The following is a 14,178-nucleotide window of genomic DNA, read 5'->3' as shown; positions in this document are numbered from 1 at the left end:
GCGAGCGCAGGAATCAGGGTGTGCGGTAGCAGGCAGCGCAGAGCTGCCGTGGTGGCGAGGCGGGTAACGACCGCGACGCCCGAGCGGACTCGGGAACGCCCGTCAGGGCGTGCGTTGGCCGGAGCCAGGATGCGGGATCAGTATGGGTGGGCCGAGGCCTCGCGCGGTGTGCGCAACCCGTAACGCCCGGGGCAGTGCCGGGTTGGCCGGCCGAATGTCGGTAGCGCCGACAACGCACCCCGTTTGGGCGGGGTGGCCAAGCGACCTGGGCTTCTTTACCGCGAGGGATTGCCCGCGCTCGGATGCTTCATGCGAAACACCAGACCCCGCGTTGCGACGAGGTGTAATCGCCTGTCGAATTCAGCACCTGTCGCACCTTGTCCTTCCAGTGCGCGTTCTGCTGGATCTTGTCGGGGCAGCCTCTGGCGATCTCCGCGTAGACCTCTTCCAGGGCGGCGCGGCCACCCAGGTCCGTCATTACGTTCCGGATGACCGAGCGCCACGTGCCGCGCAGGCGTGCTGCCTGTTCGTTGGCGAGGATGCCGAGCAACTGGAATGTCCCGCGCTCCTTCTTCTTCCACAGCAGGATGTACTCGTGGAGGATGAGGGGCAGCGAAAGCCTTCCGTACTTCTTGCGTCCGGATGCCGTGTTGTGCTGCGCCTTGATCATCACGGCCAGCAACTCGTCGCTGGGCATCCGTGCGATGCACTCGGCCTGGTAGCTGGTGTACTGGCCATTTCGGCGCCAATCCCCGATGATGGTTCCGTAGACGCCGCCGGCTTTCGTGGCGTGGCGCTGGTTCATCAGCGCGGCCTGGAGCTTTTCGTGGAATTCGGCGTCACCATGGCATCGCGACAGGTCATCGGGGTGGGGTTCGCCCCAGACATTGCCGGAATACACGATCATCGCCCCGTAGGGTGGGTGGCTGACGCACAGATCGGCCTGCCTGCCTGCCCGCGCCAGGATGGAGTCGCGCAGGATGTTGAAGCCGGCATGAAGATCCAGGCCAAGAGCCTCGATCCCCATTTCCTGGGCGACCTCGATGGAGGTGCCGGAGCCCACCATGGGGTCGATGAAGAATCCTGGCCGGAACCGCTCGAACAGGTCTTTGTAGACGTGGCCGGAGCAGTTGCCGCGCCAGGCGCTTTTCCCCCAGGGGCCGCGGTCGGAAAAGGACAGGATGCTCATTGGACACCCCCTTCATCCGGCCACGGGCGGGCGCTTTCCTCGGAATGGGCGGGGGCGGTGTGTTGGGTTGCATTGCACATGGATGTTCTCCAAATGCACGGAGCCCCCCCTCGACGGGGCAGGCCCCGTGGGGTGAAAGGACTGAAGTTCGGACGCCGGGAGGGCGGCGCGGAAGGATGCATTTGCGCTTCTCCGACGACACGCCATCAGAATTCGATGTCGCCGGAGATACGGCCCTGTATGCCGTCCGATCGCTCGGGAAGGGAATCGCCCGAGGGAGGGAGCAGCAGCGTTGTCATGCTGCGGTCCCACTCGCTCACGATCCACAGGGTCAGCGAATCGTTGACCCGGTAGGCGGAGAAGATCTCGCCGCCGTTGGCGACGGCGTGTTCGTTCTCCTGGCGTTCGGCGTGGGTGAGGTCTCCCCAATCGTCGGCCAGATGGCGCCGAAGATAAGGGACGACATCGAGCGCACCTCGTACGATCAGCCGGGCGACGTCGGCTTCGATGAGCCATTGGCCGGCCGGAATGGCGTGCAACGGCATGGGTGTGGTGTCCATGCGTGATCTCCTTGCGGAACTGGGAGCGGTTTCGATTCGGACTACAGCGGGAACGCAGCGAGCAGTTCGCCAAAGCTGCGGTCGGGCGGCAGGGTGGGGAAGTCCCTGCTGCGGTAGGCTTCGGGCACTTCCTTCGGCTGCAGGTCGCCGCGGTCGACCGCGCGGCGCAGCTGTTCCTGCCGTTCGAGCCAGATCAGCTCGTAGCGCGCAATGGCATCCCACGCTGCAGGGCTCTGCGCCTCCAGCAGGAAGGCATAGTCGCAGGCGCGGGCGTCGTCATCTCGATAGCGCACGCAGACCTCGCGGTAGCTGCCGAACTCATGGGGAAAGGCCTTCACCACGATCCGGGCCGGTACATCGTCCGGCAGCGGAAACAGGCGGCTGAGCATGCGCCGGTAGACCAGGCACTCGCGTCGGGAGCGATCGTCATAGTCGGCGCTGCCGACCTGCGCACAGTTTTCCTCGCAGGGCGCCGGGCCGATGGTCATGATTTCACTGGACATGGAAGTCTCCAAACGAAGGGGGTCGACGGGCCATCGGGCAGACGTCGATCCGGGGTACGGAAAGGGCGCCGGCGAGGCCGGCGTCCTGGGGCGATGGGAAGCGCGGACAGGACAAGCCCGCACGCATTCACTGGAAGACGCGGGGTTCGACGGTCTCTCCGCACATGAAGGCCAGATAGCCGCAGGCCTTGCCGATGTCGGCGAAGGCCGCCTGCGGCTGGTCGCCGCACAGGACCTGCCAAGGCAGCTTTTCATCCTGCGGCGCATGGCGCAGCGACAGCGTCGGCGCGCGGTAGGCAGGATGGCGATAGAGGTCGCGGCCGCTGTCCCAGGCGATCACGCGCAGCAAGCAGGCCGTGAGAATGGCCATGCCGCCGCACTCGCCGGGCTCGATCAGCAGGGGCGACTTGAGCGTGCCGCCGGAGCGGCCGATGCGGCCCACGACGTCGTGCTCTTCCATCCAGCATTCGCCGGTCTCGGTATTGCCGTACATGATCCGAACCTTGCGTTCGTCGCGGCGGCAGGTTTCGAGAGCTTTCGCGGCCTTGGGGTCGGTGCCCGGGTCGAAGTAGGTCTCCCGGCGCAGCGGCGAGCGGGCCCAGGCCGCGATGGCCGCCTGGTACTTGGCGTAGCCGGCCAGGGTGCCGCGATCTTCGGCACCGAAAGCGAGGTCGGGGCGCTGCAGCCGCGCCGCGATTTGATCGGCATGGCCGCGCGCGTTGTCGAAACCGAGGCAACTGGTGCCGCCGGGGCTGGCGACGATGTACAGCGCGCGGTCAGCATTCAAGGTGACGTTCATTTCGGGTTCCTTGGAAAAAGGCGGAACCCGCCCCCTGCGGGGCGAGCCCCGCGGGGTGGATGGACGGCGGTCTGTCGCTACAGGAGCGCGACCGGGTTCGGATTCAGGCGGCGAGAGGTTCGACCGCAACGGCGCCGGAGCGTGCGAACAGGCGATGCAAAGCCGAGACCTCGCCGCGTTGGGCGGCGACGCAGGCATCGGCGACTTCGGGTGCCACATCGGGCACGTGCGGCTCGGTGGGCACGATGCTGGCCAGCACCATGTCGTCACCGGTCATGAAGGTGATTTCGCCGCTGGGCAACCGCTCTACGGAAAGAACGGGCCGGGGCTTGGCGGCGAGGCCATCGCGCACGCGCTGAACGGCCGCGTACAGGTTCTCCGTCAACTCGACGTGCTCGAGATCACCGACGTCGTGGCTGTAGTAGTGCACGAGGTAGGCGCTGGGCTCCAGCGCCAGCAGCGTATCGAATGCGAGCGTCGGCAGGGCCGGGCAGCTCACCGGATCGGCCGGCGCGGGCGCGGGCGGCGGGAGCGTGTCCACCTGCTGGCAGCGCGCCAGGTGGTCCAGCTTGAGCAACAGCCCATCGGCGTGGGCGCGGTCCTCGACCGACAGGTGGGAACGCATCGTGAGGATTTCCTGCGTCATCAGGCGCAGCTCCTGCACGATGGCGCGATCGGCGCGGCGCTCGATGGCGCGCAGGGTTTCGGTAGCGGAAGTCATGGCATGGTCTCCGGGAAAGGGGGAACCGCGTCCGGAAAGCGGGCACGGCAAAAGGGCGCGGCGAAGGCCGCGGACGCTGGATGAGAGGGCTGCGCCACAGGCGCGGTATGCGTGCCGGCAAAGACCGGCGGAAAGATGTCCGCCTGGAGGCGGAACGAGGCTTGGCAGGCGGAAGGCCGCGTCAGGCGAGCAGGGGGACGCGCTACCCGAACCGCTCGGTCTGGCCAGAGGCGGATGCGGGTTTCAGGCCCGCCCTACGACGGGGCCGAGGTGCTGTGGAAAGGCTTGTCCCAGCGGCCGATGTTGATGCTGTAGTGGTAGGCCGTGTCGAAATGGTCCACCTGCGGGTCGCTGTTGTCGTACCAGCCGGCTGACTTCAGCGCCATCAGGGCGTTCTCGAGAACAGGGCGAATTTCGCTGTTCGCGGGAAACTGTGCCGTGATGTGGTTCGTCACGTGACCGAGCTGCACATGGCCATTCTGGATAGCGTGAAACGGCTGACCGCGCCGCTCGGCGGCGGCCTTCGCCACTGCGTTCAACTCGCCGATGATGTCCGCGGGCGCTGCCATGATGGTCATGACGATCTCCGCGTGGTGACGAATCGCGAGCGAGTATTTCCAGTCCTTGGGCATGCACTTCTTGAGTTCGGCGGCAATGCCCGCTTTCTTGGCTTGGTCGATGTAAGCCATGATGGTTCTCCAATGAAAAAGGGGAACCATCCCCGTGTGGGGATGATTCCCCCAACGGGTTGATAAACGGGCCGCCAGGCGGCCGCGCAAGACCTTGCAGCGGAGCTGCGCTGGGCGGGTAACGACCGCAACGCCCGAGCGGACTCGGGATCGCCGGATGGCGAGCGTGGGCCAAAGCCCGGAATGCAGCCTCAGTCTGCCCGAACCGGCGCAGGCCATGCAGGGGGATCAAGGTCCACCCGCGCAAGGGGCCGCCCCGGCGGGCGGTTTGCGGTGGCGACGTCAGGGCCTGCCCCCGTGCTGCAGGAACAAAGGCCGGCCCCGATCCCAGTCCAGGTCGCCGGGCGCCAGCACGCAGATGCGGTGCGGCGCGATGGCCTCGAGGCTGGACACCTCGTATTCGACGTCCTGGTGCAAGGCAAGCCCGCGCACGTTGACGCACAGCAGCGCGGCCTCGCCGGGGTGGGGCCAGGCTTCCCCAAACAGCCAGTGGCAGTCGTCCATGGCCGTCCAGGACGGAAACATGAAGACCGCCGGCACGGTTTCGATCTGGGCCGAAAGCGGCCCGATCCTGGGCAGCAATCCTTCGCGCAGGATGGCGGCAACAAACGCGGCGGCCGTCACATGCAGGCAGGCGGACAGACGCGGATAAACAGGGTTCATCGCATAGACCTCTCGAATCATTGGTATCGGAAAAAAGAAACACCGGTCCGCGGCAGCGGACCGGTGCGAATCAGGCGCTCAGCGTCAGACCGACGGTGCCTGTTGGGAACCCGGATCGAGTTCCGGCAGGAGCGCCGCGAGGATGGCCTCGCCGCTGACGTGCTCCCGATCCAGCAGGGGCGCGATGCGTGCACGCTCCAGATGCAGCGTCAGGTCATCGTTGCTCGCAGGATCAGACGCCAGCGCTTCGTAGATGTCGTAGCAGTCGTCTTCGAGCATCGATTCGACGAGAACCTGTGCCTGGTCGCTATTCCATTCGCCGTCGGGGAACTCGTCTCCGGGCAACGGACCCGATGGCGATCGCTCGGCCGCCTCGGCCGACAGGTACATCGTGCGGTAGTACCCGCCGCTGTCGTCGTACTCGAACGACACCGTGATGCACAGGCGGAACGCGGCCAGCCACGGATGCGTGCGGAACGCCTGGGCGAGCAGGAGTGCGGCATGGCCGCGCCACATCCGATCACGCTCGGTCTTTGCCGCGCGGTAGCGTTGTTCCACGCCTTCGCACAGCGCGTTGGGACGGATGTGGCCGTCCTGGTGGAGCAGGTAGTCGGCTTCGGTATCAGCCATGCTGCCTCCTTTCCACCAGCCGGTGGTTCCCTTCGGAGAACACGACCGCGTCGCGGTGTGCGTGCCGGAGCAGGGTGAGCCACCAGGGCGGCGTATCGCAGACCGCGTGCTGGTCGCCCGTGCCGTCGTTGGCGCTGACATGCACCTCCAGGCAGCGTTCGCAGGCCAGCATCTCGGCCACCAGCCCGCGCTCCAGGCATCCGGTGTGGTGCGCCACGATGTTCAGGTGGGACAGGTCGAGCGCATACGGCACGCCCGACTCGAACATGGCGCGGTACTCCTGCCAATTCGACACCAGCCAGGTGTCGCCTCTTGACGGATAGTGGCCCTCGACGCCCACGGGGCAGCCGAACAGGTCGGCGCAGCGCCGCGCGTTGTCGAGCATTTCCGGAAGGCTCGATTCCGCGCGCCGCCCAGCATGCGCGGTGTAGGCTGGCGCCCGCAGGTGTTGGCTCACGCGGGCGGCCCGTGCGAACCAGTCGGCGTGCCGGTTGAAGCCGCTCAGGTCGGCGATGCGGCGCTTGTCCAGCACCTGCACGTTGGCGTGCAACCGGAAGCGGGTGCCAGGGTGGGCCGTGAGCAGGGCGTCGGCGAGGTCTTCGTCCAGGCGGCCTAGGTTCTGCGGAACCAGCTGGACATGGTCGGTGTGCAGTCTGCCGAACAGCGGTTCGGTCGGCGGCTGATGCAGTCGCGCGGCCGCCGCTTCATGGCGCAGGCCCGGCCAGCAGGCGAGGGAGACGTGGGCCTTCATAGGATGGTCACCGTGGATGTCGAATCGGTGAAGTACGCGTTGTGCTGGACCAGCACCTTCGCGTCCTGCACGTCGAAGATCACCTCGCCGGAAGCGCCGTCGCCATCTTCCCAGCCGCTGTGCAGTTCTTCGACCAGCGCCATCGCCAGGTCGGTGAGCGCATCGTCCAGGCGGTACTCGGCCTGGATGAGGTGCTGGCGCCACTGGCCATCCACGTAGTTGTCGGCGAACTGCCGCAACGACAGGCAGGGCATGGGCTCCAGCGCCGACCCATCGGGCCGTTCGAAGGAGACACCCTCGGGACCGCCGGAATCTCCCGTACCGCAGTAGCTGACGGTGGCGCGGTGCAGGCCGGCTGCGGCCAGCAACTCGAACAGCGCCGAGAGGGTCTCGGTGCGCAGCTGTTCATGGGAAGGCAAGCCGCCTTCCTGGACTGTCAAATCGTTCATGTGCTTGCTCTCTGGGGAAAGAGGGCGCACGCGCCCCGGGGGGCATGTGCCCCTCGGGTCATGAAAAGGCCCGCCGGTGGACGGCGGGCCGCTGTGGTGGCGCCGCGGTGTCGCGGCGCTCTGGCGGGTCGCTGGCGAAGCGCCAGCGGATCCCGGGTTACCCGGTGTGCCGCACCGTCGGCGGCCGGTCGGCGTGGTGTTCGACGAGCCGGTTGCCAGCGTTGAAGCACTGGTCCAGGTAAATCTGCTCGATCATGCTGGCGGGCACCTCGATGCCGAGCGCTGCGAGCTTGTCGGCGACGGTGTTGATGTCCGTCCAGTCCAGCCTGAATTGGAGCAGGCTGTCGTAGATGAGCGCGTTTTCCGGGCTGGGAATTTCGCTGTCGCCGCGGACGACGTACAGGAACAGCCTGCTCAGGGGACGGTCGTAGCCGGCGACCACGACCGCTGGTTGACCGTCGTGTTCGACTCGGGCGATGTGGCGGCTCATGAGGGCTCCTTGTCGTCGAAGACCGGGACGCCGTCCACGGCGGGCGCGTCGCAGTCGAACTTGATCCAGACGATGCCGGCGCGCCGGGCGATGACGAGGAGGTCGGCCAGCTCGGTCTCCTGCGGCGTGTGCTCTCCCCTCGGATCGACGTAGACGAAACCGCCGTAGTCGTTCGGGTAGGCGATGACGGACAAGCCGCCGTCGGCCAGCCGCTGGCGCGTCGAGGGACGCAGGTGGGCGTTGGAGATCGCCGCCAGCGGTTCCGTGTGCGGTTGCAGGGATGGGGCGGGGAGGTGCTTCATGGCACGTTCCTTGGTGTCTCGTGCGCCGGGGGACGTTGGCGGCGAGGCTGGGCGCGGTGGAAGTCGATGCCGCATTGGCGGCAGCGGAACCAGGTGCTCGCGCCCAGCGATCCGAGCAGGATGCCTTCGCCCTGGCAGACAGGGCAGGCGGGTGTGGAGGCATGGGGCATGCGTATCTCCTGTCAGAGCGGGCGGGCCAGGGTTTGGCCGCGAATGGGGGATTTCATGGGGTTCTCCTTGCATGAAGCAGGGAACACCGGCCCCCAGCGGGAATCGATATTCCCGGCGGGACAGGCACGCGGTGCGTGCGATGGACAGTGGGCAGGTAACGCCTGCGGCGCCCGGCAAGAGCAGGGGAGCTTCCCTATGGAAGCGAAGTCGGTTCCATTGTGGGCCGTCGAGACAGGGACGCGGCCTTCGTTCGGTTCGCAGCCCGTGCAAACGCCGGATTCGGCGGGGCCTTGCATGTGGCGTTCAGCAGGCCCTATGCCCGGACGACAAGCGGGGCGTTTACACGGTGCTGACCAAAGACGGACGCGCACGCCTCGAAATTGCGCAACCCGATTACGAGAAAGCGTTGGAGGTGGCACTCAAGGAACATGAAGGCGAGAAACTGCTGGCGACGCAGGGCTTGAAGGTACGATAGGCCATGCGCTAAGGGCCATCCTTGGGATAGGCTCACTTGTTGCGCCTGACCATCGACATGATGGTTTCCTGCAACTCTTCCCGCGCCTGTTCTTCGCTGATGTCCCCGGCCACCGCCGCCTGCGACAGCGCGTCGGCCGCGCCCAGCATCCCCCACAGGCTGGCTGGCGGCACACCCCGCGAGCCTGCAAAGGGCGCGAAGATGGTCTGGCACTTTTCAATGAAGGCTTGCTGGTACTGCCGCTTGACCGCTGCCAGTTCCGGCGAGCCGCCGAGCGCCGCGAGAACGCCCGGAATCTCGCGCCCCTGGGCCAGCACGCATTCGACATAGCTGGCGGCGATGACGCGGGCCTTGTCCTGCAACGTAGGCTTGCTGGCGGCGATGGCGGCGTCGATCACCGCCGTCTGGCGCACGTCGAAATCCTGATAAAGCGCCGCCAGCAGGCCGTTGCGCGTGCCGAAGTGGTCATAGACCACCGGCTTGGTGACGCCTGCCGCATCGGCGAGCCGGCCCAAGGTCAGTGCGTCGGTGCCTTCGGTGCGGATCAGTTGCCATGACACGTTCAACAGTTGGCGCAGGCGCTCATCGCGCGACAGGCGGCGGCGCGGCGAATCCGCAACGGCGTCAGGGGTTCTCGATTGGCTTGACATCGCTATATACCAATAGTAACTTACCATTCGTAAGTTACCTTTAGTATATTGAAACTGTTCCCGAGGCGCAATCGGGTGCATCCGCCGCGAGTTCATAGCCATGACGACTAACACTCTATCGACTGCACGACCCGCTGGCCGCAAGGCACCTACGCGCCGTCGATGCTGGCCGAACTGCTGCGCTACGCGCTGAGCGCGCAGAAGGCCACGGGCATCGAGATCGTCAGCGCCGCCCAGCTCATCGCCATCGACAGCCGGTGGAGCCTTTATGCGTTGGCGCCTCCATTCTCGGCCCTGCGCATCTGGCAGGAGGTGGAACAGGGGCGGCGCTGGCAGCCTCCGGCCGTCTCGCCGTTCCCCAAGACCCCGGTGCCGCGCTACGGGCTGATCCACGTCGGCGAGGACTGGGACGACGAGATCCACTCCGATCTCGTGGTCACCGGGCTGCGCGACACCGCCTGGGAGCTGTTCGGCGACAGCTGCGGACCGGGGCGCCGCACGCTGCGCAACGGCCGTTCGGTGATCGACGTGGAAATGACCGCCGAGGTGGACGAGGAAGCCGCCTGGCTGTTCCTGGACTTCGAGGCCGAGCGCATGCTGGCGGGGCGCGCTGAATTCGAAGACGACTGGACGCAGGGCTACCGCACCTACCTGCGCTACGGCCTGGTGCGACCCGGCAAGGGACAGTCGCACATGATCGACAGCATCCTGCGGCGCTCGCAGTGGCGCCAGCGCCATCAGCTACACGGCGAGCAGGACCTGGCGGTGCTGCGGCGGCGCCTCACGGTGCCTTTCGAACGGCAGGGCGAGCTGTTCGATGTAGGGGACGAGGATGCCGAGAGCCATCGTGGAGAGACGGCGGTCGTTGCGGACTGAACTCACTATTCAACCGCCTCCCGTGGTGCTCGGAGTCCTTGTGACGGGAAGGGGCAGGGAGGTGACATGGAAGATTATTTGGGATACCATCTATGTTAGATACTCTTGATAATCTTTTCTTTGGGAGCCTGCCATGTCTGCCCTTCATGAACCAGCAGAATTCGCCACCCTGGTCGGCACGCCCAAGGAGGTGCGAAGCCGGCTCGACAAGTTCAAGGCGGAACGGGTCATCGTCGTGCCTCTGGCGCATGCTGGCGTCCAGCAGGCCGGCCTGCTGGCCCAGGCGTTGTCCACAGTCGTGTCCTTCCTCGGCGAGGCCTTGCACGAGCAGAACGAGCAGACCCTCAGAGCCCTGGTCAATGCCGTTGTGCCCAAGGCGCCGCCGACACCGACCCTGCTCAGGGAAGCCGCGATGCTCGCGCGTTCGCGCACGGCCGTACTGGAAGGAGCGGATTGGCTGACGGCGGCCAGGGTCGCCGAGCTGGCCGGCCTGAGTCCGACCAACCCCAGCACCCAGCCCAACAAATGGAAGCGCGAGCGCCGGATCTTCGCGATCCATCACCACGGCATCGACTACTTCCCCGGCTATGGCCTGGATGCCGAGGCCGGATGGCGCCCGCGCAAGACCCTCAAGCCTGTGCTGGAAGTCTTCGGCGACAAGAAGGACGGATGGGGGTTGGCCTACTGGTTCCTGTCCGCCAACAGCTTCCTCGGCGGCCGGCGGCCCCAGGATGTCCTGGCGGTCGAGCCGGAACAGGTGGTTGCCGCGGCCCAGGACGAAGTCGAAGGGGTCACGCATGGCTAGACCCCGCAAGGCCCCGCCGGCCGGCGGCACGGCCGCGTCAGCGCGCGGCGCCGCCCCCGGCAAGGCTCATCCATCGCCGACATCGACATCGACATTGAGCCCGACTCCGGTGCCACCCGCGACGCTTCACGTCACGCCGTGGACCTTGTCGAGCAGGCAGGTGCTGCACCGCGTGCACTCTGATCAGTACCAAGCTGACGAATTCAATCCCGGCAAGAAGGGCAATGCACGGTTCAGCCCGGTCCGGGACGCCAGGGGCAAGCCCATCCCGACCATCTACGCGGCGGCCACGTTCGATGCGGCCGTCATGGAGTCGGTGTTCCACGACGTATCCCACGCGCCTGGCTACAAGCAGTACGCCAAGGAAAAACTCGAGGGTCAGCTGCATTCCGAGGTCCAGGTCAAGCGCGATCTCAAGCTGGCTGATCTCGGCAGCGTTGCGCTGCGCAAGCTCGGTGTGCAGCGCAAGCAGCTGATCGACACGGAAAAAGACCAGTACCCGGGCACGCGGCAATGGGCCGAGGCGATCCACGCCCAGCACCCCGACATCCAGGGACTGTCCTGGGTTTCGCGCCAGGACGATTCGGCACGCGCGGTGGTGCTGTTCGGCGACCGCGTCCCCAAGGGGACGCTGCAGCAGGTCGGTGATTCGCGCAATCTCTTGCAGGACGAGCAGGCCTATGCGGAATTGCTGGATCTTGCGGAACGCATCGGCGTGGACGTTACGCCAGAAAAGTAGTTGGCCGAAATGACCGCCTACATCGAGAACGCGTGAGCCGTTTCTCATCCTCCCTCCATGAGGAGCCCAGGCCGTCGTAGGCGGGCGGGGAGGTCGTGCCCGGGGGCGCCCCCTTGAAGGCGGCATGCGCCGCGAGAAGCTGGGTGCATGCTCAGCGACGACGAAAAATCCCTCATGCAGCACTGCCTGCGCGCCCTGCGCGAGCACATGCCCGGCTTCGCCACGCGGCGGGTGCAGTTGGCGATGATGGCCGAGGTGGCGTACACGCTGGCCGCGATCGGCCAGGAGCCGACCCCGGCGGATGCCGGCCAGCGCATCGCCGTGATCGAGGCCGGCACCGGCATCGGCAAGACCGTGGGCTACCTGTTGCCCGCCATCGCGCTGGCGCACGCGCGCGGGCGCAAGCTGGTCGTGTCGTCCTCGACCGTTGCCTTGCAGGACCAGCTCATGGCCAAGGATCTGCCGGCCCTGCAGGCGCACCTGCCGATCGGCTTCCGCTGCGCGCTGGCCAAGGGGCGCCGCCGCTACGTCTGCCCGGCCAAGCTGCTCGCGCCGGATGCGCAGCGGACCGTGGTCGGCGACGGTGGGGAGGGTCCGGATTCCACGGAGGACCACCCGGTGCGCCTGGAGGGCCGCTTGGCCCAGGCGTTCCAGCGCGGCACCTGGTCGGGCGACCGCGACGACTGGCCGGCCGCGATCCCCGATGGCCTGTGGCAGCGGCTCAGTACCGACCGCCAGGGTTGCCTGGGCTCCCGCTGCCCCGAGTACGCGCGCTGTCCCTTCCAAGCGGCGCGGCAGCAGCTTCAGGAGGCCGAGGTGCTGGTCGCCAATCACGACCTCGTGCTGTCCGCGCTGGAGATGGAGCCGGGTGTACTGCTGCCCGATCCCGCCGAGACGCTGTTCGTGCTGGACGAAGCCCACGGGCTGCCCGCCAAGGCCGCAGGCCGGGGCGCCTCGCGGCATGCGGTGCGCGCGGCTGGGCGCTGGGTCGAGGACGCCGCGGCCGTGGCCGAAGATGCCGGGCATGGCCTGCGTCTCGATCGCGGCCTGGCGGCGGCCGTGGGCGGGCAGGGCGAACGCGTGTGTGCCGCCCTGGCCGCGTTGCATGACGAACTGAGCCGGCATTGCCGTTTCCAGGGAGACGAGACCGTCCACCGCTTCGCGCATGGCACGCTGCCGCCCGGGGTGGCGGACCAGGGAGCGGTCCTGCGCGAGGCGGCTGCCTGCCTGCAGGATGCCCTGGCCGCCGCGCGCGACGCCGCGCTGGAGCGGGCGCAGCGGGATGCGAGCGCCGCGCAGCCGCACGTCGCGGCGCTCGGCAGCTACCTTGGCCACGTGGAGCAGCTCATCGCCACCTGGGACGGAATGCTGCGGCCGTGCGGCGATGCCGAGCCGCCGACGGCCCGCTGGATCGAACGCATCGGGCGCGGCGCACGGGATGCCGACCTGCGGGTGTCCGCGGCGCCCATCGGTGCCGGCCCGCGCCTGCGGAGGCTGCTGTGGGAGCGGGCCGGCGCGGCGGTGCTGACCTCGGCGACGCTGCGCGGTTGCGGCAGCTTCGACATGTTCCTGGAAGAGGCCGGCCTGGATGCGTTGCCCGGCGTGCGCCTGCTGGCGTTGCCGTCGCCTTTTTCCTACGAGACGCAGGCCGAGCTGCATCTACCGGCCATGCGTGCGCACCCGCGCGACGCGGCCGCGCACACCGAGGAGGTAGCGCAGCAGCTGCCGGCCCTGCTCGCGGCCCAGCCGGGCGCGCTGGTGCTGTTCGCGTCCGCCCGCCAGATGCACCAGGTGGCGCAGGCCCTGCCCGAGGCGCTGCGCTCGGAGACCCTGGTTCAGGGCAGCCTGTCCAAGCGCCAGCTGCTCGAGCAGCACAAGGCCCGGATCGACCAGGGGCTGCGCTCGGTGCTGTTCGGCCTCGCGAGCCTGTCCGAGGGCGTCGATCTGCCGGGCCGGTACTGCACCCACGTGGTCATCGCCAAGCTGGCCTTCGGGGTGCCCGACGATCCGGTCGAGCAGGCGCGGCGGGAATGGATCGAGGACCAGGGGCGTTCGGCCTTCGACGAGCGCAGCCTGCCCGAGGCGGGCATCCGGCTCGCCCAGGCGGTGGGCCGGCTGCTGCGCACGCCGCAGGACCACGGCACGGTGACCGTGTTGGACCCGCGGCTGGGCACCACGGCCTGGGGGCGGCGGCTGCTGGCCGGACTGCCTCCGTTTCGGCTTGTGCGGGGGAAAAGGGCGGTACCTGCTAGGGAAGCCGCTTGAGGCGGGATCGCCGTGCCGCCTGCCGTCCCTCGGATGGACACGATAGGAAAGCTCCCGTCGCAGTCAGCATGCTAGGCTGTACGGCATTGGGCTTGCCTCGGCCGTGGCGTGGGTTCACGCGGCCACTTGAAGCGGGTGAGAAATAGACAGCGGCGGCCGGGAGACCCGGCGACAAGGTGTCCGGTAGCCGGCCGCAGGAAGGAAAGTACATGGACGAAAAACAGGCGCTCGAGCAACTGGCACTGCAGATCAAGGATTACGCCAAGGGGCTGGGCAAGGATGTCGCCCGCGGCGCGGAGACACGCCAATCCGCCGTGTCGCTGCTGAAAGGGTATGGGCGAGTGTAGCGCGCCAACTGCTTTGCGACGCCGCGCCATCTAGTTTGCGACGGATGCCCGCCGCATCAAAATAGCCCCTGCTGGCCAATTTTCCGCCGCCCCTGCTCGCAGGC

At 67.4% G+C, this 14,178-nt stretch carries 20 protein-coding genes; 6 read left to right on the top strand and 14 right to left on the bottom strand.

Translation table 11 applies throughout. The features are described from left to right. Positions 1 to 307: 307 nt before the first annotated feature. The 13 genes from C1I89_RS06030 to C1I89_RS34430 all read right to left on the bottom strand — a co-directional run bounded on the left by C1I89_RS06030 (position 308) and on the right by C1I89_RS34430 (position 7,916). The gene (locus C1I89_RS06030; RefSeq protein WP_102771902.1) at positions 308 to 1,189 is read right to left on the bottom strand and encodes a hypothetical protein; all 882 of its coding nucleotides are present in this window, start codon (positions 1,187 to 1,189) and stop codon (positions 308 to 310) included. Positions 1,190 to 1,395: 206 nt separating this feature from the next. After that, positions 1,396 to 1,749: a hypothetical protein gene (locus C1I89_RS06025; RefSeq protein ID WP_258231355.1), complete on the bottom strand. Its 354-nt coding sequence runs from the start codon at positions 1,747 to 1,749 to the stop codon at positions 1,396 to 1,398. Positions 1,750 to 1,790: 41 nt separating this feature from the next. Continuing rightward, positions 1,791 to 2,252 carry a hypothetical protein gene (locus tag C1I89_RS06020; RefSeq protein ID WP_102771901.1) on the bottom strand — a complete coding sequence of 154 codons (462 nt, stop codon included), beginning with the start codon at positions 2,250 to 2,252 and terminating at the stop codon, positions 1,791 to 1,793. A 127-nt stretch (positions 2,253 to 2,379) separates the two neighbouring features. Then, positions 2,380 to 3,051, bottom strand: a complete 672-nt coding sequence (locus C1I89_RS06015; RefSeq protein ID WP_102771900.1) for a hypothetical protein — start codon at positions 3,049 to 3,051, stop codon at positions 2,380 to 2,382. 103 nt (positions 3,052 to 3,154) lie between these two features. Further along, the gene (locus C1I89_RS06010) at positions 3,155 to 3,772 is read right to left on the bottom strand and encodes a hypothetical protein (RefSeq protein WP_102771899.1); all 618 of its coding nucleotides are present in this window, start codon (positions 3,770 to 3,772) and stop codon (positions 3,155 to 3,157) included. A gap of 254 nt (positions 3,773 to 4,026) precedes the next feature. Continuing rightward, entirely contained in the window at positions 4,027 to 4,461 is a 435-nt protein-coding gene (locus tag C1I89_RS06005) for a hypothetical protein (RefSeq protein WP_102771898.1), read from the bottom strand. A 282-nt stretch (positions 4,462 to 4,743) separates the two neighbouring features. After that, positions 4,744 to 5,124, bottom strand: coding sequence for a hypothetical protein (locus C1I89_RS06000; RefSeq protein WP_102771897.1), 381 nt, complete (start codon positions 5,122 to 5,124; stop codon positions 4,744 to 4,746). A gap of 84 nt (positions 5,125 to 5,208) precedes the next feature. Next, entirely contained in the window at positions 5,209 to 5,754 is a 546-nt protein-coding gene (locus C1I89_RS05995) for a hypothetical protein (protein WP_102771896.1), read from the bottom strand. After that, entirely contained in the window at positions 5,747 to 6,505 is a 759-nt protein-coding gene (locus C1I89_RS05990) for a hypothetical protein (RefSeq protein WP_102771895.1), read from the bottom strand. The genes C1I89_RS05995 and C1I89_RS05990 overlap by 8 nt, the downstream gene beginning before the upstream one ends. Continuing rightward, a complete protein-coding gene (locus C1I89_RS05985) occupies positions 6,502 to 6,954 on the bottom strand; it encodes a DUF6878 family protein (RefSeq protein WP_146196875.1) in 453 nt (150 codons plus the stop codon). The genes C1I89_RS05990 and C1I89_RS05985 overlap by 4 nt, the downstream gene beginning before the upstream one ends. A gap of 157 nt (positions 6,955 to 7,111) precedes the next feature. Continuing rightward, a complete protein-coding gene (locus tag C1I89_RS05980; RefSeq protein ID WP_102771893.1) occupies positions 7,112 to 7,444 on the bottom strand; it encodes a hypothetical protein in 333 nt (110 codons plus the stop codon). Next, positions 7,441 to 7,746, bottom strand: a complete 306-nt coding sequence (locus tag C1I89_RS05975; protein ID WP_102771892.1) for a hypothetical protein — start codon at positions 7,744 to 7,746, stop codon at positions 7,441 to 7,443. The genes C1I89_RS05980 and C1I89_RS05975 overlap by 4 nt, the downstream gene beginning before the upstream one ends. Then, complete coding sequence (locus tag C1I89_RS34430; protein ID WP_181390902.1) at positions 7,743 to 7,916, bottom strand: hypothetical protein; 174 nt, start codon at positions 7,914 to 7,916, stop codon at positions 7,743 to 7,745. Before C1I89_RS34430 ends, C1I89_RS05975 begins: the two co-directional genes overlap by 4 nt. A 347-nt stretch (positions 7,917 to 8,263) precedes the next feature. Here C1I89_RS34430 and C1I89_RS05970 point away from each other — a divergent pair, with 347 nt between their 5' ends. Next, on the top strand, positions 8,264 to 8,392 hold the full coding sequence (locus C1I89_RS05970; protein WP_258231354.1) for a hypothetical protein: 129 nt from the start codon (positions 8,264 to 8,266) through the stop codon (positions 8,390 to 8,392). 32 nt (positions 8,393 to 8,424) lie between these two features. Here the strand turns inward: C1I89_RS05970 and C1I89_RS05965 are convergent, their stop codons facing one another. After that, positions 8,425 to 9,042 (bottom strand): TetR/AcrR family transcriptional regulator, encoded by a 618-nt coding sequence (locus C1I89_RS05965; protein WP_102771891.1) that lies wholly within the window; start codon positions 9,040 to 9,042, stop codon positions 8,425 to 8,427. Between the two features lie 162 nt (positions 9,043 to 9,204). Between C1I89_RS05965 and C1I89_RS05960 the strand changes: the two genes are divergently transcribed. From C1I89_RS05960 to C1I89_RS34425, 5 genes are all read left to right on the top strand, one after another. Continuing rightward, on the top strand, positions 9,205 to 9,918 hold the full coding sequence (locus tag C1I89_RS05960) for a hypothetical protein (protein WP_102771890.1): 714 nt from the start codon (positions 9,205 to 9,207) through the stop codon (positions 9,916 to 9,918). 133 nt (positions 9,919 to 10,051) lie between these two features. Then, positions 10,052 to 10,723, top strand: coding sequence for a hypothetical protein (locus tag C1I89_RS05955; protein ID WP_102771889.1), 672 nt, complete (start codon positions 10,052 to 10,054; stop codon positions 10,721 to 10,723). After that, positions 10,716 to 11,462, top strand: coding sequence for an RES family NAD+ phosphorylase (locus C1I89_RS05950; RefSeq protein WP_102771888.1), 747 nt, complete (start codon positions 10,716 to 10,718; stop codon positions 11,460 to 11,462). Before C1I89_RS05955 ends, C1I89_RS05950 begins: the two co-directional genes overlap by 8 nt. 147 nt (positions 11,463 to 11,609) lie before the next feature. Then, positions 11,610 to 13,727: an ATP-dependent DNA helicase DinG gene (gene dinG / locus C1I89_RS05945; RefSeq protein ID WP_102771887.1), complete on the top strand. Its 2,118-nt coding sequence runs from the start codon at positions 11,610 to 11,612 to the stop codon at positions 13,725 to 13,727. Between the two features lie 209 nt (positions 13,728 to 13,936). After that, complete coding sequence (locus C1I89_RS34425) at positions 13,937 to 14,074, top strand: hypothetical protein (protein WP_181390901.1); 138 nt, start codon at positions 13,937 to 13,939, stop codon at positions 14,072 to 14,074. Positions 14,075 to 14,178 lie beyond the last annotated feature (104 nt).

The organism is Achromobacter pulmonis (assembly GCF_002885955.2).
Classification (GTDB): Bacteria; Pseudomonadota; Gammaproteobacteria; order Burkholderiales; family Burkholderiaceae_B; genus Achromobacter; species Achromobacter pulmonis_A.
The sequence above is the reverse complement of the archived record's forward strand: the minus strand, read 5'-3'. Positions and strand labels throughout refer to the sequence as shown.